Annotated in this window: 20 protein-coding genes and 2 pseudogenes; 15 read left to right on the forward strand and 7 right to left on the reverse strand. The window is 64.7% G+C overall.

The window, feature by feature from the left end; genetic code table 11:
- Positions 1–69: 69 nt before the first annotated feature.
- Positions 70–1,068 (reverse strand): LysR family transcriptional regulator, encoded by a 999-nt coding sequence (locus ABD243_RS06025; protein ID WP_344363230.1) that lies wholly within the window; start codon positions 1,066–1,068, stop codon positions 70–72.
- A gap of 217 nt (positions 1,069–1,285) precedes the next feature.
- Between ABD243_RS06025 and ABD243_RS06030 the strand changes: the two genes are divergently transcribed.
- The 6 genes from ABD243_RS06030 (at position 1,286) to ABD243_RS06055 (ending at position 6,413) form a co-directional block, all read left to right on the forward strand.
- The gene (locus tag ABD243_RS06030; protein ID WP_344363233.1) at positions 1,286–1,693 is read left to right on the forward strand and encodes a hypothetical protein; all 408 of its coding nucleotides are present in this window, start codon (positions 1,286–1,288) and stop codon (positions 1,691–1,693) included.
- Positions 1,694–1,711: 18 nt separating this feature from the next.
- Positions 1,712–2,572: an alpha/beta fold hydrolase gene (locus ABD243_RS06035; protein WP_344363235.1), complete on the forward strand. Its 861-nt coding sequence runs from the start codon at positions 1,712–1,714 to the stop codon at positions 2,570–2,572.
- Positions 2,573–2,767: 195 nt separating this feature from the next.
- Positions 2,768–4,249 carry an NAD-dependent succinate-semialdehyde dehydrogenase gene (locus ABD243_RS06040; protein WP_344363238.1) on the forward strand — a complete coding sequence of 494 codons (1,482 nt, stop codon included), beginning with the start codon at positions 2,768–2,770 and terminating at the stop codon, positions 4,247–4,249.
- Positions 4,250–4,624: 375 nt separating this feature from the next.
- On the forward strand, positions 4,625–4,771 hold the full coding sequence (locus ABD243_RS06045; protein ID WP_344363241.1) for a hypothetical protein: 147 nt from the start codon (positions 4,625–4,627) through the stop codon (positions 4,769–4,771).
- Positions 4,768–5,352, forward strand: coding sequence for a hypothetical protein (locus ABD243_RS06050; RefSeq protein ID WP_344363244.1), 585 nt, complete (start codon positions 4,768–4,770; stop codon positions 5,350–5,352). The genes ABD243_RS06045 and ABD243_RS06050 overlap by 4 nt, the downstream gene beginning before the upstream one ends.
- Positions 5,353–5,354: 2 nt before the next feature.
- Positions 5,355–6,413 (forward strand): FUSC family protein, encoded by a 1,059-nt coding sequence (locus tag ABD243_RS06055; protein WP_425547134.1) that lies wholly within the window; start codon positions 5,355–5,357, stop codon positions 6,411–6,413.
- A gap of 177 nt (positions 6,414–6,590) precedes the next feature.
- Here ABD243_RS06055 and ABD243_RS06060 read toward each other — a convergent pair whose 3' ends face one another.
- The 4 genes and pseudogenes from ABD243_RS06060 to ABD243_RS06075 all read right to left on the reverse strand — a co-directional run.
- Positions 6,591–7,493 (reverse strand): amidohydrolase family protein, encoded by a 903-nt coding sequence (locus ABD243_RS06060; protein ID WP_344363250.1) that lies wholly within the window; start codon positions 7,491–7,493, stop codon positions 6,591–6,593.
- Positions 7,494–7,754: 261 nt separating this feature from the next.
- Positions 7,755–8,942 (reverse strand): low temperature requirement protein A, encoded by a 1,188-nt coding sequence (locus ABD243_RS06065; protein WP_344363283.1) that lies wholly within the window; start codon positions 8,940–8,942, stop codon positions 7,755–7,757.
- Between the two features lie 162 nt (positions 8,943–9,104).
- Positions 9,105–9,275: pseudogene (locus ABD243_RS06070) on the reverse strand (IS256 family transposase); the annotation flags it as partial.
- Positions 9,274–9,489 (reverse strand): annotated as a pseudogene (locus ABD243_RS06075) (transposase); the annotation flags it as partial. The pseudogenes ABD243_RS06070 and ABD243_RS06075, both read right to left, overlap by 2 nt.
- A 166-nt stretch (positions 9,490–9,655) precedes the next feature.
- Here ABD243_RS06075 and ABD243_RS06080 point away from each other — a divergent pair.
- Together ABD243_RS06080 and ABD243_RS06085 are read left to right on the forward strand one after the other, a co-directional pair.
- Complete coding sequence (locus ABD243_RS06080) at positions 9,656–9,886, forward strand: helix-turn-helix domain-containing protein (protein ID WP_344363253.1); 231 nt, start codon at positions 9,656–9,658, stop codon at positions 9,884–9,886.
- A gap of 49 nt (positions 9,887–9,935) precedes the next feature.
- A complete protein-coding gene (locus ABD243_RS06085) occupies positions 9,936–10,199 on the forward strand; it encodes a hypothetical protein (protein ID WP_344363255.1) in 264 nt (87 codons plus the stop codon).
- A 258-nt stretch (positions 10,200–10,457) separates the two neighbouring features.
- Here the strand turns inward: ABD243_RS06085 and ABD243_RS06090 are convergent, their stop codons facing one another.
- Positions 10,458–10,961 carry a DUF2199 domain-containing protein gene (locus tag ABD243_RS06090; RefSeq protein ID WP_344363258.1) on the reverse strand — a complete coding sequence of 168 codons (504 nt, stop codon included), beginning with the start codon at positions 10,959–10,961 and terminating at the stop codon, positions 10,458–10,460.
- 453 nt (positions 10,962–11,414) lie between these two features.
- Here ABD243_RS06090 and ABD243_RS06095 point away from each other — a divergent pair, with 453 nt between their 5' ends.
- Genes ABD243_RS06095 through ABD243_RS06125 form a run of 7 tightly spaced genes read left to right on the forward strand, consistent with a single transcriptional unit; the run spans position 11,415 to position 20,564 of the window.
- Positions 11,415–12,359, forward strand: a complete 945-nt coding sequence (locus tag ABD243_RS06095) for a transposase (protein WP_425547135.1) — start codon at positions 11,415–11,417, stop codon at positions 12,357–12,359.
- The gene (locus tag ABD243_RS06100) at positions 12,356–13,162 is read left to right on the forward strand and encodes an amino acid ABC transporter ATP-binding protein (RefSeq protein ID WP_344363264.1); all 807 of its coding nucleotides are present in this window, start codon (positions 12,356–12,358) and stop codon (positions 13,160–13,162) included. Before ABD243_RS06095 ends, ABD243_RS06100 begins: the two co-directional genes overlap by 4 nt.
- Positions 13,152–14,177: a C-terminal binding protein gene (locus ABD243_RS06105; protein WP_344363267.1), complete on the forward strand. Its 1,026-nt coding sequence runs from the start codon at positions 13,152–13,154 to the stop codon at positions 14,175–14,177. The genes ABD243_RS06100 and ABD243_RS06105 overlap by 11 nt, the downstream gene beginning before the upstream one ends.
- 56 nt (positions 14,178–14,233) lie before the next feature.
- The gene (locus ABD243_RS06110) at positions 14,234–15,907 is read left to right on the forward strand and encodes an amidohydrolase (RefSeq protein WP_344363269.1); all 1,674 of its coding nucleotides are present in this window, start codon (positions 14,234–14,236) and stop codon (positions 15,905–15,907) included.
- 31 nt (positions 15,908–15,938) lie between these two features.
- Positions 15,939–17,537 (forward strand): thiamine pyrophosphate-binding protein, encoded by a 1,599-nt coding sequence (locus tag ABD243_RS06115; protein ID WP_344363271.1) that lies wholly within the window; start codon positions 15,939–15,941, stop codon positions 17,535–17,537.
- Positions 17,534–18,907: an aldehyde dehydrogenase family protein gene (locus tag ABD243_RS06120; protein ID WP_344363274.1), complete on the forward strand. Its 1,374-nt coding sequence runs from the start codon at positions 17,534–17,536 to the stop codon at positions 18,905–18,907. The genes ABD243_RS06115 and ABD243_RS06120 overlap by 4 nt, the downstream gene beginning before the upstream one ends.
- A 40-nt stretch (positions 18,908–18,947) precedes the next feature.
- A complete protein-coding gene (locus ABD243_RS06125; RefSeq protein WP_344363277.1) occupies positions 18,948–20,564 on the forward strand; it encodes a zinc-binding metallopeptidase family protein in 1,617 nt (538 codons plus the stop codon).
- Positions 20,565–21,314: 750 nt separating this feature from the next.
- On the opposite strand, the gene ABD243_RS06130 is transcribed toward ABD243_RS06125, so the two are convergent.
- A partial coding sequence (locus ABD243_RS06130; RefSeq protein ID WP_344363280.1) for a hypothetical protein occupies positions 21,315–21,801 on the reverse strand: 487 nt, incomplete at its 5' end.

Here is a 21,801-nt window from a genome sequence, read left to right on the forward strand (position 1 = left end):
CGGGCCGCCGCCGTTCGTGGCCCTGCCGGCTTCCCGTGCCCGCTCCGTCAGGGTCTACCGGCAGCGGCCTCAACAGAGAGTTCCTCTGCCCGCCATGGATGTCGCATTGCCCCGCCCGTCCGGAAACTGCGGCGAGGCACTCCGACGCGAGTCGACGAGGTTCGGGACACCTCCGAAGGAGGCCAGGGTCCGGGCGGTCTCCACGAACTCGCGTGCCAGCCCGTCATTGACGTCAGTGCGCCATGCAATCGACAGCGGAGAGGGCGGGACGTCTCTGACCGGGATGAAAGACAGCCCCGGACGGTCATAGAAACGCTGTGTGGAGGCTTGAGTGAACGCAATTCCCCGCTCACCCATGATGGCTTCGAAACACTCGTCGACGGTGGCTACCTGAGTGCCCAGACGGACCGGCTGCCCTCCGCGCGCCTGGGTTGCGAGCCAGAAATCCCGCCACTTATCCGGAGCCTTGCGGGCGACGAAGGGCTCATCAACGACCTGTTCCACCGAGACCTCGGACAGCCCGGCAAAGCGGGAACTGCTGGCAACTACGAGGACCCGCGGCTCAATGAACAGGGTCTCCATGGCGAGCCAGTCAGCCGCCGGTAGCGGAGGCCGCACAAACGCCACGTCAGCGCTTCCGTCGGCAAGCCCGGCAGTAGGGTCGGCGAAATCGAAGGACCTCATCTGGACGTGGATTTCCGGATGGTTGTTCTTGAATGCGGCAAGGATCCGCGGCGTCAGTTCAGCAGCCGCGTTGGCCTGAAAGCCGACTATCAGGGTGCCCCTCACGCCGCTGGCAGCCTCCCGGGTCAACGAAACGGCGCGCTGCGCAGCGGACATAAGGCGTTTTGCTTCACCCAGCAGAACATTCCCCGCGCTGGTCAGGGAGACGCTGCGGCTGGTCCGGATCAGCAGGGGAGTACCCAGAGAGTGTTCAAGCTTCCGTATTTGGACGCTGAGGGATGGCTGGGCGATGTGAAGTCGGGCAGCGGCTCGCCCGAAATGCAGCTCTTCCGCAACGGCGACGAAGTACTGCAGGACGCGCAGGTCAAGCTGTGGCTGCTGCATCGTTCAACTCTAAGCTCCGCCACAATCGGGGTCCAATAGTTTCAGGCTATCGGTGGATAGGGGACAGGTATTGGACCGTTCGGGGCAACGGGGGCTGCAATGGAAACAGCGAAGGGTTACCAACGGAGACAGCCGCAAAGGCACTCCAGAAACCCCGCTTTCGAGGCTCGGACAGAGAAGCCCGACCCTCCGCGAGACCAATGAGAGGAACAACGAAATGACGGTCGCAACACGTGCCCCTTCTGTAGAATCCTGGGTTCAGAGCTTCACCGAGGCCAACAACCAGGACCCGGAAATTCAGGCCCACGGCAAGTACTTCACCTGCTCCTACCTGCTGGACATGGAGGCGCACACTTTTGTTGTCCAGGTGGTGTCGGGCACCATCGCCCAGATTTCCGTGGACCCGGGACCCATCGACGTGCCCTACCAGTTCGCCATCCGGGCCAGCGCCCACACCTGGGGTGAATTCGGCAAGCCCGTCCCGGCTCCCATGTACCACGGCATCTGGGCCGCCACTTTCCAGCGCGACATGAAGCTGGAGGGCGACGTCCTGGTCCTGATGCAGAACCTGCGCTGCATCACCCGCCAGATCGAACTGCTGCGCTCCACCGGCGCACCCGTCTAGACCATAGGAGTTCCTGACATGAGCAAAATTTCCCCCGTCACCGGCCACTACGTCACCGTCGACGTGGACGGCCTCGAATACAAGGTTTTCTACCTCGAAAACGGCCAGGGCCAGCCCCTGGTCTGCCAGCACACCGCGGGAGCCCACAACCACCAATGGCGCGGGCTGCTCGAGGACCCGGAGATCACCGCCAACTACCGCGTCATTGCCTACGACCTCCCCCGCCACGGCAAATCAGACCCACCGGAAAACACCCAGTGGTGGACCGAGGAGTACCAGCTCAGCGCGGACCACTACGCCAACTTCATCGTCGCCCTCGTCGATGCACTGGAACTGGTCGACCCCATCTTCATGGGATCCTCCTTCGGCGGCAACATAGCGCTACAGCTCGCCCACCGCTTCCCGGAGAGGTTCGACGCCGTCATCCCCGTGGAGGGAGCGGACTACTCACCGGGGTTCTACCTCGACTGGTGGCAGCACCCCCACGCCAACGCCGCGCAGGTGTGCGGCAGCGGCACCTGGGACCTCATGGCCCCACAATCGCCTGAAGCGGACCGCTGGAAAACGTGGTTCTACTACACCCAGGGTTCCGAGGCGTTCAAGGGTGATCTGTACTTCTACTCGGTGGACCACGATCTGCGCGGCAAACTGGGCGAAATCCAGACCGATAAATGCGCGGTTGTCCTGATGACCGGCGAGTACGACTACCTCACCACCCCTGAAGACGGAGCCCGCACCGCCAGCCAGATCCCGGATGCCGAGTTCATCGAGATGAAGGCCATCGGGCACTTCCCGATGAGCGAGAACTACCCGGTCTTCAAGGGATACCTCGTCCAGGCTCTGGACCTGATCCGCACCAAGACAAGCGCCCGAGCCTAGCCCATTCTCACCTAAGGCGTCGGTGCCGGCCCAAAAGGGTCGGCACCGACCCTGCCACCTCAATGGTGAAAGAAACACAGAAGATCTAACGTCCTCGTGCCGTGCCGTGCCGCTGGCAGCCGGACCGCACCAAAACTGCTGAAGGTCGGGCTGGACGCCGCTATGCCTTCCTTCAAACCCCTTGGAGATAGAACGATGTCAATAAACGCCCAGCCTGAAGGCGCCCTGCTGGCCTCGGTCCCGACGGGCCTGCTGATCAACGGTCAATGGCGTCCGGCCGCGTCCGGGAAGACCTTCGAGGTCGAGGACCCCGCGACTGGCCAGGTGCTGCTGAGCATCGCCGATGCCGGGCCCGAGGACGGCAAGGCGGCCTTGGACGCCGCCGCCGCCGCGCAGGAGTCCTGGGCCAAGGTCCCGTCGCGCGAACGCGGGGAGATCCTGCGCCACGCGTTCGAACTCGTGACCGAGCGGGCCGAGGACTTTGCGCTGCTGATGACCCTGGAGATGGGCAAGCCGCTGGCCGAGGCCCGCGGCGAGGTCACCTACGGCGCGGAATTCCTGCGCTGGTTCTCCGAGGAAGCCGTCCGTGCGTTCGGCCGCTACTCGGTCTCTCCGGACGGGAAGTCCCGGCTGCTGGTGACCAAGAAGCCGGTGGGCCCGTGCCTGCTGATCACGCCGTGGAACTTCCCGCTGGCCATGGCCACCCGCAAGATCGCCCCGGCCGTCGCTGCCGGCTGCACGATGGTGCTCAAGTCCGCGAATCTGACCCCGCTGACTTCCCAGCTGTTCGCTGCCGTGATGCAGGAGGCCGGGCTGCCCGCCGGTGTCCTGAACGTCATCCCGACCTCCACGGCCGGCGCCACCACGGGTCCGCTGATCAAGGATTCCCGGCTCCGGAAGCTGTCCTTCACCGGCTCCACGGAGGTCGGCCGCCGGCTGCTCGCGGACGCCTCCGAGACCGTGTTGCGGACCTCGATGGAGCTGGGCGGGAACGCCCCGTTCGTTGTGTTCGAGGACGCCGACGTCGATGCCGCCGTCGCCGGTGCCATGCTGGCGAAGCTGCGGAACATGGGCGAGGCCTGCACCGCGGCGAACCGGTTCATCGTCCACGAGTCCGTCGCCCAGGAGTTCGCGAAGAAGTTCGCCGCGAAGATGGCGGACATGACCACCGCCCGCGGCACCGAGGCCGAGTCCAAGGTCGGCCCGCTGATCGATGCCAAGAGCCGGGACAAGGTCCACGAACTCGTCACCGACGCCGTGAGCGATGGTGCTGTCCTAATCATGGGCGGGGCGCCGGTGGACGGTCCGGGATACTTCTACGAACCCACCCTTCTCCTCGACGTGCGCGAAGGCGCCCGGATCCTGTCCGAGGAAATCTTCGGCCCCGTCGCCCCGATCATCACCTTCGACACCGAGGACGAGGCCGTCCGGCTCGCCAACAACACCGAATACGGCCTGGTGGCCTACGTCTTCACCCGCGACCTGAACCGGGGCATCCGGATGGGCGAACGCCTTGAAACCGGCATGCTGGGCCTGAACGCCGGTGTCGTGTCCAACGCGGCCGCCCCGTTCGGCGGCGTCAAGCAGTCCGGCCTGGGCCGCGAAGGCGGACTCGAGGGCATCGAGGAATACCTCTACACCCAGTACATCGGCATCGCCGACCCCTACGCCGGCTAACCTTCGTGCCACCCCCGCCAGCCGGCGCGGGGCCAAGCCTCCGACAGAGGCGTTTCAGCAAGCTAGCAAGGCCGCTCCCGCACGGGACGGGCTGTACGCTCCTTTGTGCACAGAATGGCCGATTTATCACCCACGTCTGCACGAAATCGACCTCTACCCCGTCGTCCCTCAACGTGGGCAGCCGTAAAATTTTGAATTCAGGCTGGACCCAGCATCTGCTGATTCTCATCGGCCACTTCCGGGCAACACCGTCCCGGATACGGAGAGCCTTCGAAACCACCCGGAATTGTTGGAACCTCACATCGAAGCCCTGATCCAACCGAGAGTGAGGCATGTCGACTGCATCCCGACGCATACAGAGAACAGGAACGGCGAATGATCATGATCACCGAGACCGGGCGTATTTATCGCGTCACGGGCGATAGTCCACATATCGTTGGCGCCGACCTGAATGCGGCGGTCGAGTTGGCCCAACAACACCGCAGCCGAGTGTCTCGACTTACCAACTGTGGACTGGAATGAACGGAATTAAGGTTGGGAGTGTTCCCCGCACCACGTCGGAGAATCTTTTTAGGGGTGGGTTTCCGGTCCCGAACAGCCGAAAAGCGGGAGTCGGCTCACTCGCCAACGAACTTTCGGTCCGTCTCTGGGAGGAACGTCGCCATCTCGAATCCTTGCATTCTGTCGTCGAAGCGGAGCAGGGGGCATTACGGGGTAGGGAAATCTATATTGAACTCCAGATCGCTGGTCTCGCACGGTGTGTGGTGGCGCAGAGTCTGGCAGAGAAATGGATCGTCGAGGGAGGCTCCACTCTCCAGCAACTGATACGGACCGCCCATGTCGAACCGTGGGCATGTATTTTCCGGCTACATCTTGAAGCTCTTCAGGGGGCCGTTGGGCGTATCGAGGAGCGCTGGGCGGAGACGTGTCTGCGGCGCGACTGGCCGACCCGTCCGGAGAACCTCACCAACAAGGACAACAGCATCGACCTAGTCATGGCCCGCACCGATCCTGCCCGCTTGCCGTTCGGGCGAAGAGTCCAGTGTGGAGGCCATCGCCGCCGTCGTAGCATTTATCACCTCAACGAAAAGCGCCAGCCGTGAAGATGCTCCCCGGGATGTTCACCATGGCACCAAGCCAGAATGACCACCACGTGGCGCTCCGTTGCGCCGTCGGCGTCTTCGTTCCCCTGATCACTCTCCTGCTGATGGGCCGCCTGGACGTGGCCATCTTCGCCTCCTTCGGTGCCTTCACCGGGATCTACGGCCGGAACGAGCCGCAAGCCGGGCGGTTCGTCATCCAGCTGCGGGCCGGCCTGCTCATGATGCTCGTGCTGCTCTTGGCCGCCCTGATGGCCCGCGCCCACGAGGATTTCGCGCTCAGCGCCGCGGACACCACGTGGCTCCAGGTCCTGGCCACCACCGTGATGGCAGGCGTCTGTTCGTTGATCGTCGCGTGGTGGCGCCTCCGCCCACCAGGCTCGCTCATCCACATCTTTGCCTTCGCGGCCATCGCGTCCATCCCGAACCAGCCGCCGCTGTGGCAAGGCATGCTCGTGGCGGCGCTCACCGTCGCACTCTCGCTGCTGATCGGAATATCCTCCCGCGTAACCCGAAGCCACCGGACGCCGTGGGTCAGGCCGAAGCTCCCGCGGCTGGCGCCGGACGAAAAACGGGCTGCCCGGCTTGAGGCCGTCGGCTACGTCGTTGTGGCCGGCGTGGCTGGGACCCTGGGGACTCTGGCGGGTAAATGGCTCGGCTTCGGCCACAATTACTGGGCCATGGTAGCGGCGGTTGTCCCGCTGGCAGGGCATTCCACCCGGCACCGGGTCAGCCGGGGGGTGCAGCGCATCGTGGGCACGTCCCTGGGACTGGTGCTGCTGGCCGGGATCTTGTGGCTGCAGCCTGCCCCGTGGCAGACCGTGCTGGTGATTGCGGCCTGCCAGTTCGGCGCCGAAATGTTCTTCGTGCGCCAGTACATGCTGGCGCAGGTCTTCGTCACGCCGCTGGCGCTAGCCTCCACGCTGCTGGTGGCGCCCTCTTCGCCCGCATTCCTGCTGCGGGACCGGATCGTGGAGACCGTCATCGGTGCCGCCGTCGGCGTCGCCGTCGTGCTGGCCCCGACAGCCGGACGCCGCCTGCGTGCCCGGCAGCCCGCGCTTTAGTCGAACATGGCTTGGAACAGCCCCTCCGGGTTACACCATCGCCGGTCCCGACGTAGCCCAGGGCCGTCTTGTGGTCGGTCGCGTTTGACGCGTTCGGCCGCCATGCGACGAGGGTGCGGATCAGCTGCATCGGTGTTGGGTGGCGGACTTGCCCAAAGCACTTTGTTCAGCGCACTCCTAGAGCATCCGGCCCAGCCTTAGGAGTGTCTGCGGCGTGTGCCAGAGGACATTTTTCATCCATTGGCTTCCGAGTCCCCAGCCTTCGAGTACCTGAATCTGGTGGCTGTACGAGTAGGGAATCGAAGGAAAATCCGTGCCGAAGACGACTTTGTGTGACAGCCCGGCAAGGGTGTCCTGGTATCCGGACGGGATCGGGGCGACCTGTTCCATATAGGAGGTCCCGACCATGGTGGTGTCGAGGTAGACGTGAGGATTGTTTGCGGCAAGGTCGGCGTACTCCTGGTACTCCGGCAGGCCTGCGTGCGCGATGATGAGCACCAACGAGGGGTACCTTTTGATGAGTTCGCGTATGGGTTCGGGTCCGGTGTATTCCCCGGGGTGCGGACCGTTGCCGCAGTGGATGACGACCGGTGTACCGGAGTTCTGGATGAGCTCCCAGGCGGGTGCAAGCTGACGGTCCAAGGGTGAAAATCCTCCCACCTGGATGTGCACCTTGAAGATTCGGGCGCCTTGATTCAAGCTGTCCGCGACGACGGTTTCCACGCCTGGCTCTGGGTAGAAAGTGGCAGAGTGGATGGCGTCAGCATGGCGCGAGGCGAACGCTGCTGAGTAGTCGTTGAGCCACTGCGCCATGCCGGGTCGGTGCGCATAGTTCAGCGTGGAGAATGCCTTCACTCCGATATCCCGCAGCGTTCGCACCCGTTCCTCTTCGGAGTGCCGGTAGGTGATGGGCCACGGGGGAGCGCCGCTGTCCGCAACGCGGTCAAAGAACGCCCACACCTTCTCGAGCACCTGGGAAGGCATGAAATGCACATGCAGATCAATGATTCCCGGCAAACCCAGCGAGTCGAAGTACGGGCGGACCTCCGCGTCTGAACGCGGTACAGGTGCTACAGCCAAGACGAACCTCCTGCGCAGGCGTGACAGAGCCATTGCCCCGCTAACTATATGTAGAGAGCCACCGCTATTTTGGGCGACATGCTGAGATTCTGCTTATCGGAGTCAGCTGCTCCGGGCCGGCCGGCCCCTATGCGTAACGCTTCATAACCGTAGCCGTTCGGGGTCCTAGGGAAGTTAACGCTAAGCAGTGGGCGGAGTCGCCTGCTCGTTTGATGGCACGGTAGACGGTTGAACGCGCTACCGTGAAGAGTTCGGCAAGTTTCACCGTGGTGTGCGTCCCTGCCCGGTGGACGGAGACCAGATGTGTCGGCGGCGGCGGTTCACGGCGTCGGAAAATGCCACGCCGATGAGGGGAAGAACGGCCCCCATGGCGGCAACGAAGGCCGGTAGGAGAATGCTCAAGTTTGCAAGGACCGCCAAGGCTCCGATGCCGGCGAGATCAGATGGTTGGCGGTGGCCCAGTACCCGTCGAATAAAGAAGCCCCGGCCGGCAAGGAAAAGAGCCGGCCCACCAAAAAGGAACAGGACGGTGGCCAGATCGGGGCGCGCGGTCGGATCAGTGATCACGAGCTGATCACCAACCGCCACCAGGATCAGGCCCGCCAGTAACACGACCAAGGTGTTGCCCGCCAAAATACCGGGCCGGAACTGGTCATCAACAGAAGCAAGCTTCTCCAGAACCTCCTCCTCGAGGCCGTGGAAGTAGCACCACCAGATTGCGACGCTTCCGGCCAAACTTACGGTCCCGGTCAGAAGTATCAAGGGGTCTTCCAGATTGCCCGCTATCGCCAGGCCGGTTGAAAAGATTGTCTCGCCGAGCGCGATCAGGTAGAACAACCCGAACCGCTCAAAGATCCTCTCTCCCGGGAGCGGGACCCGGCTTCCTTCGGTCTTCCGGCCCGGCAGCCGGTGCGCCAGCATATGGCCGCCCAGATCGATCGCGGCAGCGACACCCCATAACATCAAACGCGGCCCCGCACCGAAGAAGACGCCGGCAATCCAAAACGGCGCGCTCATACACCCCCAGATCAGCGTGCGCACGAAATGGTTGTGGGTGGTCCGGTCAAGTCCGACAGTGAGCATCCACGCACCTCGGCCCAGCTGAACCAGGAGATAGCTCCCAGCAAAGAGCCAGCCGAACGCGCCAAAGGCTGAGCCGATTGAAGCGTTCATGAACAGGGTGACAAGCATGACGAGCAGCACCATCCACTGCACCTCAAGCCGCGAAGTGTCCAGCAATGTCGCCGCCCAGGTCGTGTATACCCACACCTTATAGACCGCAAGAAGAAGCACAAAAGTCTCACCGGCCCCCACCCATGAGGGATGCTCCAGTAAATGATGGGACAGCTGGGATAGCGCGAAGACAAAGACCAGATCGAAGAACAGCTCAAGGCGCGTAACCCGGTCTCCAGAGGTCGCGGAACGCGTCAGCGACCTGGCACGGAACATCACTATCCTCCACTGGACTAGGAGCGGACGGACGCCCCTTCCTGTTGTCGAAAAGACTGACGACGGTCAGGAGAGAAGTCAAGGGGGAACTCGCCAGAGAGGTGGAGTCGGATCTCTGAACGCCCGGGAGTGTCCGTTTAACGGTGGACCCGTGGTTGGCATTTAGTTGATTCTTCCTTCGAAGGTGATAGCAAAGGCGTTCAGTGCCGGCTTCCACCTTGAGGCCCATCGTGCCCTGCCTTTGCCGGTCGGGTCCAGTGCCCGGGTCGCCCGGTAGAGGCATTTCAGAGCTGCCTGCTCGGTGGGGAAATGACCCCTGGCCCTGACCGCGCGCACGGGAGTTCCCGCTCCCGCGACCGGACACCTCGTGTTTGCCGTAGCCGAGGTGCTCGTCCATCTCCGCTTCCAGGGCGGTCTCCAGGACGTTTTTCGTGAGCCGGTTCAACAGCCCGCCCGGGCCGACGAGCTCGATTCCCTGCTTCCTGGCCTGTGCCAGGAGCTGCTGCGCCAACTCTTGCTGATCCACTTCAGTCGCCATGGGTTCCATGGTTTCGCTCATGATCAGTCCTCCCCGCCAGGCATCGCCGGCGTGTCAGGCCAACCCCGAATCCACCGTTATTCAGACACTCCCGGTTCTGCCGGGGCATTCTGCAATCGCGGACATCACAACGCAAGTCAAAGGCAGGTTCACTTACGACCCCTAATATGATGCCGTGACAAATCCAGAAACCACTTCACAACCGGTCGAAAAGGCCGGGGGAGGACCACGGCGGTTCCTGACGATCGAACAGGCGGCAGAGGAGCTGAACGTCTCCGACGCGCAGATCCGCACACTGCTTCGGGCCGGGGAACTCCGCGGCATCCAGATCGGCGGCCGCGGTCTCTGGGGGATCGGAGCCCGAGACCTCGAGGATTACATCGATCCGCGTACGCCCGCACCGTAGCCCGGATCGCCGCAGGAGATCTGGACACCTCCGATGAGGACCACGCCCGATGCCGGCCGGTGACTGGGGCGACATGTACCGCAAAGGCATCAGCGGCGGATCGATCGCCCGGCTCTGCGACGATGACCCGCTGGAGGTCCTCCAGGCTCTGGCCGCTGCGCGCCGGCAGGACCCGACCCTGGAGCACCCGGCGACGCCGCCGATCCATGAGTGGGCGGCCCGTGTCCGGGAACAGCTCGCCGTCGAGCTCGCCGGCCTGGAGAACGTCACGCTCATCGCCCTGGCGGGGGAACAGTACCGCTGCACGACGTAGCGTGGCCGGTCGAGGTCCCGATGAAAGGCCTCGGCATCGGCCGGCAGCTCGGCTGGCTGACCGGGAAACTCAACGCCCTCGAACCGGCAACGTCTAACGGCGCAGCGGCCCATTAGGCCTTGGAGCTCCGGCGTCGGGCGTGCAGTGCTGCCCAAACAACGAAGGTGACGAGGAACGCGACGGGCAAAAGCACCAGCGAGTTCCAGCCTTTAACTGTCATTGGTCATCCCTCGATCCGATTGCAGTGTCCTGCAGACTCTACCTCGGCGGCAACGAGGCGAGAACGCTGTGCGGCCACTCTTTGGTGAGCACATCGCTGAGCACGTGGTCGGGGCTGCTCACGCAATAGGGCGTGTGGTCCGGATCCAAGACTGCAAGATTCACCGGGGCGGCGAAGAGGCCCCAGGGCTCAATCTTGTTCGCCAGATAGCCGGTGAGTTTGAGCTCGCTGTACTCCGGTTTGTTCCAGACCGACGCGGCCCGCTGGAGGTCATCCGGGTGGATCGCGATCCAGACGCCATAGCAAAGGGTGTGCCCTCCATCCAGCCGGATGGGGAGCAGTGCACGGACGAAGGGGCTGATCCCTTGGATCTGCATGAGGGTGGCGAGATTAGGGTCCGGGTCACTCAGCCAACTGCCTTCGGCGTGGTGCTGCTCCTGGGTGTTGAGCACCGGGTCGGGGAGCCTGAAGCGGACATCCCTGTCATGGTCCGTCGTCGACCGCCCGCACATTTCGCACGCATGTGCTTTCGAAGTGCCCATTGATCCCCCAGATCTGATGACCGTTCGGATGATTCTATGCCGACACCTAATAGGAGGGTGGCCCCGAACCGCCGCCGCCGTTGTTCCGTCGGGTTCGGCGCACAGCCCACAGAACCAGCAACGTCACCCCCACAATGACAACAGCCACGAGCACAAGCATTACCAGCAGCACCATGACGTTCCAGCCCTCAAGCCTCACCGGTTCCCCATTTCCGTTTGGTCGTTTCGCGCCGACTCTGTCTGCCGGCGCGGGTGGCTGCTTCCGGGCGAAGTCGTTCTGGAGCGCCTGAAGATCGGCCGTCAGGGCTTCCATCGCCGACGTCGGCGGCTCCACCTCGCCCGCAGTTTCGCCGTGGCTGTCGCCGAACGGGAGTGTCTGAATAACGGTGGATCCAAGGTTGGCCTGACACGCCGGGCGTAGCCTGGCGGGGAGGACTGATCATGAGCGAAACCATGGATCCCATGGCGACTGAAATGGATCAGCAAGAGTTAGCGCAGCAGCTCCTGGCCCAGGCCAGGGAGCAGGGAATCGAGCTGGTCGGCCCGGGCGGGCTGTTGAACCGGCTCACGAAAAACGTCCTGGAGACCGCCCTGGAAGCGGAGATGGACGAGCACCTCGGCTACGGCAAACACGACGTGGTCGGGCGCGGGAGCGGGAACTCCCGCAACGGCACGCGGACGAAGACCGTCATGACTGAGATCGGGCCGGTGGAGATCGACGTGCCGCGGGATACCGAATCGACGTTCGACCCGCAGATCGTGAAGAAACGGCAGCGGCGGCTGACGGGCGTGGACGAGATCGTGTTGTCGCTGAGCGCGAAGGGCCTCACGACCGGGGAGATCGCGGCGCACTTCGGCGAGGTGTTCGGTGCCCGGGTCTCGAAGGACACCATTTCGAGGATCACCGAGAAGGTCATCGGCGAGATGACCGAGTGGCAGAACCGGCCCCTGGACCGGGTCTACCCGGTGGTGTTCATGGAAGCCGCCTTCATGGCGGAAATCATCCGCTCCGCGCTGCTGAGCGTCGACGAAGGACAGAACCTGGCCGGTCGTGCCCTGGGGATGTCGCCGGCGAAGGTCATGCTCAAGGTCGTGTTGCCGCAGGCCATCCGCATCGCGCTGCCGCCGACGGGCAACGAGTTCATCGGCCTGGTGAAATTCTCCTCCCTGGCCTCCGTCATCTCCCTCCAGGAACTGCTGACCACCGCTCAGGTAGGGGTCAACATCACCTTCCGCTACGCCGAGTACTACGCGGCCGCCATCATCTACTACCTGATCATCGTGAGCCTGCTGACATTGCTCCAGAACTACGTTGAGAAGAAATTCCTATGGACCTCGCGCTCAAAATCCAAGAAGCCATCCACGCTGGAACCGATCGGCCAAGGAGTTCACGCATGACCCAGATGCCACAGCCTACGGAGGCCCCGGTGTGGACACCTGCCGACCCGGTGCTGCAAGTGCGAAACCTGCACAAGAGCTACCAGGACCAGCACGTTCTCCGCGGCGTTGAATTCGACATCCACCAGGGCCAGGTGAAGGCCGTCCTCGGCCCCTCGGGCTCGGGAAAGTCCACAATGTTGCGCCTCATGGCACTGCTGGAACCGGCCAACGACGGTGAGATCCTTCTTCGCGGCCGCCCCCTCGGCGTCCGGGAGCGCGGCGCCACCACAGTTCCGCTGCCAGAGCGGGAGCTCGCCAAGGAACGGCGTGACATCGGCATGGTGTTCCAGAAGTTCAACCTGTTTCCCCACCTCAGCGCCTGCCGGAACGTGATGCTCGGACTGACCTCGGTCCAGAGCGTCCCCCACAAAGAGGCTGAGGAACGCGCCATGGCCATGCTCGAACGGGTGGGTTTGTCCCACCGCGCCGGGCACTACCCCTCGGAGCTCTCGGGCGGCCAGCAACAGCGCGTGGCCATCGCCCGCGCCCTGGTCATGAACCCGTCCGTGCTGCTCTTTGACGAGCCGACGTCGGCCCTGGACCCGGAGCTGGTGGGCGAGGTCCTCGACGTCATGGAAGGCCTGGCCAACGATGGCATGACCATGATCGTGGTCACCCATGAGGTCCGTTTCGCCCGCCGGGTCGCGGACCAGGTCACCTTGTTCGACAGCGGCGTGATCGTGGAGCAGGCCTCGCCGGACGAATTCTTCGACAACCCCCAGCACCAGCGCACCAGAAAGTTCCTCAGCCATGTCCACTAACGCCATCTTCACCGACGCGCGGCTGCCCGTCCGGCCCGTGGCCGTCTACACGGACATGGAAGACATCGACTATTCCGCCGGCGTCGCCCTGTTGGAGGCGAACGGCTACGACGTCCGGTATCTCGGCAGCCAGGACCCTTCCGCCATCATGGAACAGGCCAGGGACGCCGAAGCCCTGCTGGTCGGCTACGCCCCCGTGACGGCGGAGGTTATGGACGCCATCCCGGGTTTGAAGATCATCGCCCTGGTTTCCATGGGCTTCGACAACATCGACCTGGACGCCGCCAAGGAGCGCGGCATCTGGGTCAGCAACCTTCCCGGCGTCGCCACCGAGGAAGTCGCCTCCCATGCGCTGGCCCTTGCCCTGGCGGTCACCCGCGAGATCCCGTTTTTCCAGGGCCGGGTGGCCGAAGGCGACTGGAACGGACGGCCGGAAACCACGGTGTTCCGGCTCAGCCAGGAGCGGCTCGGACTGATCGGCCTCGGCAGGATCGGCAGCCGTTTCGGGGAGCTGGCTTCCGGCGTCTTCGGCGAAGTCATCGGCTACGACCCCTACCTCCCGGACACCCCGGCCACCCGGGACATGCTGGCCAAGGCAGGCATCCGCCGGACCGGCCTGGACGAAGTGCTGGCGGAGTCCGCCGTCGTGTCCCTGCACATGCCGCTCACGGAGGAAACCCGGCACCTCATCAACACAGAAAGCCTCGCGGCCATGCGGCCGGGCAGCTATTTGGTGAACGTGAGCCGGGGTCAATTGATCGACAACGGCGCCCTCCGCGCTGCCGTCGACTCAGGGCACATCCGTGCGGCGGCCCTGGACGTGCTCGACGTCGAGCCTGCACCGGCCGACCACCCGCTCATGGGCCACCCCCGGATCCTCGTTACACCGCACATCGGTTTCCTCTCGGACCATACCCTGGCCGAGTACATCAGGATCCAGGCCCAGAACGTCATCACCCGTGCCCGCACCGGTGCCCCGGACACCCCGCTGTTCGAACTGGAACCCGCCGGCTAAGGGCCGGCTGGCTCGCCGCGGCACCGCACTCCTCCTACACGTAAAGGTCATCCCCCATGTCATTGCCGACATCCCATGAAACGTCCGCCGCCGCACCGCCGGCAACCCTGTTCCTTGGCGGCCCCATCCGTACGGTCGACGCCGAGGATTCCGTCGCAGAGGCGATGCTGGTGATCGGCAGCCGCATCGCCGCCGTCGGGACGCCCGAGGAATGCCGCACTGCGGCCCGCGAACTGAGCACCTCGGTCCCGGAGGTTGTGGACCTCCAGGGCCGGACCCTGGTTCCGGGGTTCGTGGACCCGCATGCCCACCCGCTGATGTACGGGCAGCTGCTGTCCTGGGTGGACTGCGGGCCTGTTGCCGCGCCGGACATCCCCACTATGCTCGAACGCCTGGCACGGGCCGCGGCGGAGAATCCCGGCGACGGCCCGATCCGGGGCTACGGGTATGAGCACCGCAACCTGGCCGAGCAGCGCCACCCGAGCCGGCAGGAACTGGACACGGTCTCCACCACCCGCGAGGTCTACGTCATGAACGCCAGCGGCCATGGCGGCGTCGTGAACTCGTTTGTCCTGGACAAGTCCGGGATTGACTCGGCCACCCCCAACCCGCCGGGCGGCACGTTCTTCCGTGACTCAGAGGGAAACCTGACCGGTGAGCTCTCCGACGCCGCCTGCGACATTCTCACCGGCGAGGACGGAGTGAAGCTCGGCCACCATGGCCCCAATTTCCACCTCGCGGACAGCAAGGAACAGCACCGCGGTCAGCTCCTCCACGCCCAACGCGAGTTCCTCAGCCACGGCGTCACCATGATCGGCGACGCCCAGGTCACCAAGCGCGAATTCGCCGCCTACCTCGACTTGGTGGAGCGCGGGGAACTGGTGACCCGCATCAACGCCTACTTCCTCTCCAGCCTCCTGGATGAAGTCCTGCAGCTGGGCCTCGTGGACCGCTTCGGCGATTCGCGCCTGTCCTTCGCCGGCATCAAGCTCTACGCGGACGGAACCCTGGGCGGCTGGACGGCGTACTTCCCGGAGGGCTACCGTGACGACCCCTGCCGCACCGGTTCGCTCTACCACGAGCCCGCGGAATACCGTTCACTGGTGGTCAGGGCCCATAGCGCCGGGCTGCAGACGGCCACCCACGCACAGTCTCCCACGGCCATCCAGCTCGTGATCGATGCCGTGAAGGAAGCCACTGCCGCCGCGCCACGGACAGACCATCGCCACCGGATCGAGCACTGCGGCCTGCCCACACCCGAACAGATCACCGAAATGGCCCGCCTCGGCATCCTGCCGGTCAACCAGCCCCAGCACTACTTCAACTGGGGCCCGGGTGTATTGGACGCGATCGGCAGCCCGGGGGAGCGCTTCAACCCCTTGGGCGAATTCGTCGCCGCGGCACTTCCCGTCACCATGAGCTCCGACGCCCCCGTAGCCGACCCCCGCCCCCTCGAGGCCATCCAGACCGCCGTGACCCGCAAGACCCGCTCCGGCGTGCAGCTCGGCTCGGACGGACTGAAGATCGACGCCGCCGCCGCGCTCCGGGCCCACACCATCAACGGCGCCCGGGCCATGGGACGTGAAAAGGACCTGGGTTCCCTGGAACCGCAAAAGCTCGCTGACTTCGTGATCCTCGCCGAGGACCCGCTGGCGGCGCCTGCAGACCGAATCAGCAGCATCGACGTCGTGGAGACCTGGGTGGACGGTACCCGCGTCTACAAGCGCTAGCCGCCCGCCCGCACAATCAAAGGACCCAGCCGTGACCAGCACCATCCCCATCAACAACGTCGGCCTCGCCGTCATGACCACCCTGCGGAACTACGGGATTGACGTAATCTTCGGTATCCCCGGCACGCACAACCTTGAGTTCTACCGGCACCTTAAACCGCTCGGCATCCGCCCGGTCACCACCCGCCACGAGCAGGGAGCCGGATACGGCTCCGACGGCTGGAGCCAGCTCAAGGGGCTTCCCGGCGTCGTGATCACCACATCCGGACCGGGACTACTGAACGCCATGTCAGCCGCCGCCACCTCGTACTGCGAATCCCGGCCCATGATCATCCTGTCCCCGGGCGCACCGCGCGGCAGCGAATTCTCAGACATCGGACTCCTGCATGAAACCAAGGACCCCACCGGCGCCGTCCGGGCACTGATCGGGCGCAGCACCCGCGTTTCCAACGGCACCGAGGCCGTGGAACTGATCCACGAGGCCTTCGCGTCCTTCGCCCACGGGCGGCCGCGCCCTGTCCACATCGAGATCCCGCTGGACCTGCTGGAGTCCGCCTCAGACGTCCCGCCCGCCGTGCTGGAGGCCCGGCCGCTCGGCGCCCCGCAGAAAGCTTCCGACGACGCCGTCGCGGCCGCAGCGGAAATACTCCGGAACGCGTCCAACCCCGTGATTCTGGCCGGCGGCGGATCCCTGGGAACCGGCGCCGCCCTGCTCCAGCTCGCAGAGCTCCTGCAGGCCCCGGTGATCACCACCATCAACGGCAAAGCCGCCATCCCGGAAGTACACCCGCTGTCCCTCGGCTCGGAGATCCGGCTCACCGCGGCCCAGGACCTCTGCAACGCCTCCGATGCGTTGCTGATCATCGGCAGCAAGCTCGGTGAGTCCGAAATGTGGGGCGGAAAGATCCTCCCGCAGGGTCGCTGCATCCGGATCGACATCGACCCCGTCCAGCTGCACTGCAACCTCAGCCCCGGGCTGGAACTCCTGGGCAACTCGGCCGCCGTAGTGCCCCAGCTGCTCACGGCACTCGCCGGTCACGAGCCGGCAGCGACGCCGGACCTGGCCCCGCTGCGCGCCGAGTTGCAGGCCGAAGCCCGCTCCATGGCGCCCGTGCTGGCCAGGATCAACGAGATCCTCGCCGGCGCACTGCCCCCGGATACCGTCATCGCCGGCGATTCCTCGCAGATCACCTACTTCGGCACCACATCCTTCTTCCCCATGCAGCAGCCGCACCAGCTCCTGTACACGCCGGCCTACGCCACACTGGGCTACGGGCTCCCAGCCGCGATCGGCGCCAAGGTGGCCGCACCGGACCGCCCCGTGGTCGGCCTGATCGGCGACGGTGCACTCATGTTCGCCGTCCAGGAATTCATCACCGCCGTCGAACAACGCGTGGACCTGCCCATCATCTGCATCAACAACGGCGGCTACGGCGAAATCCGCCAGAACATGGAGGACCGCGATCTGCCTCCTGTCGGCGTGAACCTGACGCAGCCGAACTGGATCCGCCTGGCCGAAGGCTTCGGCCTCACGGCCTTTAATGTCGAGTCCCTCGACGACCTGGCAGACACCGTCACCAAGGCACTTGCCGTGAAGGGCCCCAGCCTCATCCACGTGAGCATCCAGTGAGCGCCACAGCCACGGCCGGCACCGCGTTCCGCGTGCTCAATCCGGCCACGGGAGAGGTCCTTGCCGAGTACGCGGAGGCCGCAGCAGCGGAGGTTGATGACGCCGTCGAATCGGCGCGCCGCGCCTTTGCCGGCTGGGGCCAGACGACGGCGGAACAGCGGGCTGCGGTGCTGGGAAGGGCGGCCGGGCTGCTGCTTGAAAGGAAGGAGACGCTTGCCCGGCTTGCCACCGAGGAAATGGGCAAGCTGCTGCGCGAAGCCGCCGCCGAAGTGGAGTTCTGCGCCGAGATCTTCGCGTACTACGCCGAGCACGGGCCGGGATTCCTGGCGGACGAGACGCTGGACTTTGCCGACGCGGTACTGCAGCGACGCCCCCTGGGGCCGATCCTTGGCATCATGCCGTGGAACTACCCTTACTACCAGATCGCCCGCTTCGCGGCGCCGAACCTCATGCTCGGCAATACGCTGCTGGTCAAACCGGCGCCGGCCTGCCCGCGTTCGGCCCTCGCGCTCGAAGAGCTGCTGCTCGACGCCGGCCTGCCCGCAGGTGCGTACCGCACCGTACTGGCCGGCGGGGAACAGACGGCCGTGATGGTGTCCGATCCCCGCATCCAAGGGGTCTCGCTCACCGGTAGCGAACGGGCCGGCGCTGCAGTGGGCGCCCTGGCCGGGGCCGGACTCAAGAAGCACGTCCTGGAGCTGGGCGGCTCGGACGCCTTCATTGTGATGGACAGCGAGGCCCTCGACTCCGTGGTCGACCTTGCCGCCGCGGCGCGGATGGAAAACGCCGGTCAGGCCTGCACGTCGCCCAAACGTTTCATTGTGGCCGCTCCCCTGTACGAGGACTTCGTCGCCGGGCTGCGCGCGAAACTTGCGGATTTCGTTCCGGGGGACCCTTTGGACCCCGGCACCACTCTGGCCCCCATGTCCTCCACAACAGCGGCCCGGAACCTGATCGCCCAGATTAATGCCGCAGTCGCCTCCGGGGCCACACTACACAGGGGCGGCAGGCTGAGCGGGACGGCCTTCGTGACGCCGGCACTCCTGACAGACATCCGCCCGGGCACGCGCGCCCACCGCGAGGAGCTCTTCGGCCCGGTGGCCGTTGTCTACCGGGCCGAAGACGAGGACGACGCCGTTCGCCTTGCCAACGATTCACCGTACGGGCTGGGAGCCGCGGTCTTCACGCAGGATCCCGAGCGGGCCGCCCGTATGGCCGAGCGGCTGGACGTCGGGATGGTCAGCGTGAACCGGCTGGCGCCCTCCTCGGCTGCGCTGCCCTTTGGAGGGGTCAAGAACAGCGGCGTCGGCCGCGAACTGGGGCCGCTTGGCATGGACGAATTCGTGAACCGGAAACTGCTGGTCCGCTGAAGCAGACGCAGGAATCTTTGAACATTGAGGAAGGAACGCAATGAACGACATCAAGAATGCCGGGCCGAAGTCCACCGCGTGGGAGTGGGTTGAGGAGCAGAAGGAACAGCTCTCCGCTTGGCACACGAACATCTGGGAGCTTGCCGAGCCTGCCTGGCGGGAGTACGAGTCCTGCGCCTGGTACGTGAAGACCCTGCGCGAGCACGGCTTCACGGTGGAGGAAGGCAGCGGCGGCATGCCCACGGCCTTCTACGCCGAATGGACCAGCCCGGCAGGTCCGGGCGCCCGGATTCTTGGCTACGCCGAATACGACGCGATCCCGGGCAACTGCCAGGCGGCGTCCACCAAGCGTGAGCCCCGCACGGGGATGTCCCGGTTCGCGCCAGGCCACACGGATCCCCATTCCGCCTTGGGTATCTCAACCCTGGCCGGTTTCCTCGCGGCGAAGGACGCCATGGAACGCCACAGCATTCCGGGCACCCTGGTGTACACGGGAGAGCCGGCCGAGAAGGTTCAGGGATCCAAGGTGGTCCACGGCCTGCGCGGCTATTACGACAACCTCGACGCCATCATTTCCTACCACCCGTTCTACATGATGCCCCTGTGCAATACCGCGCGCTGGGACACCCACTGCGGCTCGTACTACAGCAAGATCTACACCTTCACGTGCGACAACCCCGAGGGCTGGAACAACACCTACGGTGACAGCCCCATCCCGTCCTCGCACTCCGCTGCCCGGGCTCCGGGCGCCGACGCAGCACTCTTCACGATGTTCTCGCTGACCAAGACCACCCAGGATTCCATGCTGCCGCAGGCCGGCGGCTGGTCGCTGTCCGAGGCGATTCTCACCGCCGGACAGGCGACGGCGGACAACCAGCCGGCTGGGCTGGCCCAGATCCAATACTCCTGGCGCTGCCCGAGCCTGGCCGAAGCTGACTCGGTGCTGGCCGTGCTGGACCGCAACGCCGAACTCGCCGCCGCAGCCTCGCACTGCACCGTCAGCTCGCGCTGGGTGGCACGGAACCGGCCCGGCATTGCGAACCACACCGTGGCGCAGGTGGCGTGGGAGAACATCGCCGCCGTTGGGGCACCCGTCCTGGACGAACGGGCTCGTGAAATCGGGCGCGAAATCCAGGCCTCGTGCGGGGTGGAACCCATGGAAGATCCGTTCCACCCGGCAACCGCCGAGCTCATCAGCCCGCAGGACGCCGAGGCGGAGCTGCGGCGCCACATCCCGGCAACCCAGCAGAACTGGACCAGCGACGACTACGTGGAGATGACCTGGTACGCACCCACCATCCGCTTCTACACGGCCCGGCCCACGCTGGCCCCGGATGGAAAGGGCACCGCGTACCCCGGCTGGGCCATGACGGCCATGGGCGGCATCCCCGAAACCATCGACCCCACCATCACCGCCACGGGCAAGATGATCGCAGGCATGGTGCTGGACCTGGTGACCCAACCGGATATCGTTGCCGCGGCGAAAACCGAATTCGAATCCGAGAAGATCCGGCGCGGATCCCTGGCACCGCTTCTGCCCGCCGGATTCAGTGCGCCCACGGACTTCCGCTGGCCCCAATACATCGGTGAGGGCGATGCCCGTGACTGGTGGATCCCCGTTTCCGAGGAAGGTTGGAACACCGCGGTCGGCAGTTAGTGTTCCGTGCCTGAAATGCGGATCCCGGCATGGGGAGTGCCTCATTCGAGAAGGGAGTCTCAGTAGTTCGCAAATATTCAGAGCTGCCAAACACTACCCAATGCATCGCGGCAACCCTTAAAGGAAGAGAGCCGAGGACAGGCCCCACGATGGCCCGCTGGGGTGCCGCAGGGCGGCGCACAATGTGAGCGCTACCGCCGGGCGCGATGCCCTCGTCCACCGGCCGATGCAGCGGGTATCGTGCCCACGGAATTTCAAACCTACACAGTCTGGAGGCGAGAGTGACTGTTACTAGAGCTTGCGGAATCGGACTTCGCCTGCAACGAGAGTAAGGACTTATGACCATTCAAACGCGGTTCCCCATTTCCGCTCGGTCGTGTTTACCGACTGTATCTGCCGGCACGGGCGGCTCCCTGCACGGTGTCTTCCTCGCGCCGACCAACAGTGTCGCTGATGAGTACGAGTCGGATCGGGTAGCGTCATTGACCTTGTTTCGTTGTCTGCCGCGCGATGGGGGAGTGCCCGCAAAGAGTGTCCCTGTTCCTTGGCAGTGGGACTACGAGGGCCTTCAGGTTGAGTTGACCTCAATGCCAAGATCCGACATTCATCACCGGCTGGAACGACCGATGCCACCCCTTCGTCTGGCCCAAGACGAACGAACAGATCCTCCCGAAAGTCAACCGTCCCACAGCTTCAGAAACGCGATACTGGATCCGAGGGACCCGTATGCGGGACTCCGGCCTGGCTCGTTTATATGAGAGCATCCGGGATGCCGAAGCGCCTCCCAATGAGTACGCGAATGGCCGCGAGTAAAGGCTGATCTTCCAGCTCAACGCCCTCGCCCCCGTAGTACACGCCGCCCGTTTCGTCGGCCACTGCATCAATGTCTGAAAGCCTGAGGATCTCGCTCACGCGAAACTGATACTCGACGGGGGTCATTTGGCGAGACACACGAACTGGAATTGTGCTGAGTTTGCGCGCGACCTCAGCATCGGCGGATACAGTCATGGGCGCTCGTCGCGTTAACTGGTTCTGGTGCTGTCCGTGGGAGAAGATGACTTCCTGGTTCGCATCCAAGCGAAGGTCATCGGCGGTGACGCCGGCCAGCGTCAACAGAACGTGCGTCTCGAAGATCCGGATCGCACCGATCTTTCCGTAGATGACCTCGGCACCCTTGGTGAGGCCGAAGTGGGCCCCAATGAAGGATTCGTTCAAATCCCTCGCCGGAACCGCGTAC

It is taken from the genome of Arthrobacter humicola (assembly GCF_039531445.1).
GTDB classification, from domain to species: Bacteria; Actinomycetota; Actinomycetes; order Actinomycetales; family Micrococcaceae; genus Arthrobacter; species Arthrobacter humicola.

Coding starts and splice junctions, on each gene's coding strand:
- ABD243_RS06025 (WP_344363230.1), bottom strand. CDS start 1,068: ATGCAGCAGCCACAGCTTGACCTGCGCGTCCTGCAGTACTTCGTCGCC.
- ABD243_RS06030 (WP_344363233.1), top strand. CDS start 1,286: ATGACGGTCGCAACACGTGCCCCTTCTGTAGAATCCTGGGTTCAGAGC.
- ABD243_RS06035 (WP_344363235.1), top strand. CDS start 1,712: ATGAGCAAAATTTCCCCCGTCACCGGCCACTACGTCACCGTCGACGTG.
- ABD243_RS06040 (WP_344363238.1), top strand. CDS start 2,768: ATGTCAATAAACGCCCAGCCTGAAGGCGCCCTGCTGGCCTCGGTCCCG.
- ABD243_RS06045 (WP_344363241.1), top strand. CDS start 4,625: ATGATCATGATCACCGAGACCGGGCGTATTTATCGCGTCACGGGCGAT.
- ABD243_RS06050 (WP_344363244.1), top strand. CDS start 4,768: ATGAACGGAATTAAGGTTGGGAGTGTTCCCCGCACCACGTCGGAGAAT.
- ABD243_RS06055 (WP_425547134.1), top strand. CDS start 5,355: ATGCTCCCCGGGATGTTCACCATGGCACCAAGCCAGAATGACCACCAC.
- ABD243_RS06065 (WP_344363283.1), bottom strand. CDS start 8,942: ATGTTCCGTGCCAGGTCGCTGACGCGTTCCGCGACCTCTGGAGACCGG.
- ABD243_RS06085 (WP_344363255.1), top strand. CDS start 9,936: ATGCCGGCCGGTGACTGGGGCGACATGTACCGCAAAGGCATCAGCGGC.
- ABD243_RS06090 (WP_344363258.1), bottom strand. CDS start 10,961: ATGGGCACTTCGAAAGCACATGCGTGCGAAATGTGCGGGCGGTCGACG.
- ABD243_RS06095 (WP_425547135.1), top strand. CDS start 11,415: ATGGATCCCATGGCGACTGAAATGGATCAGCAAGAGTTAGCGCAGCAG.
- ABD243_RS06100 (WP_344363264.1), top strand. CDS start 12,356: ATGACCCAGATGCCACAGCCTACGGAGGCCCCGGTGTGGACACCTGCC.
- ABD243_RS06105 (WP_344363267.1), top strand. CDS start 13,152: ATGTCCACTAACGCCATCTTCACCGACGCGCGGCTGCCCGTCCGGCCC.
- ABD243_RS06110 (WP_344363269.1), top strand. CDS start 14,234: ATGTCATTGCCGACATCCCATGAAACGTCCGCCGCCGCACCGCCGGCA.
- ABD243_RS06125 (WP_344363277.1), top strand. CDS start 18,948: ATGAACGACATCAAGAATGCCGGGCCGAAGTCCACCGCGTGGGAGTGG.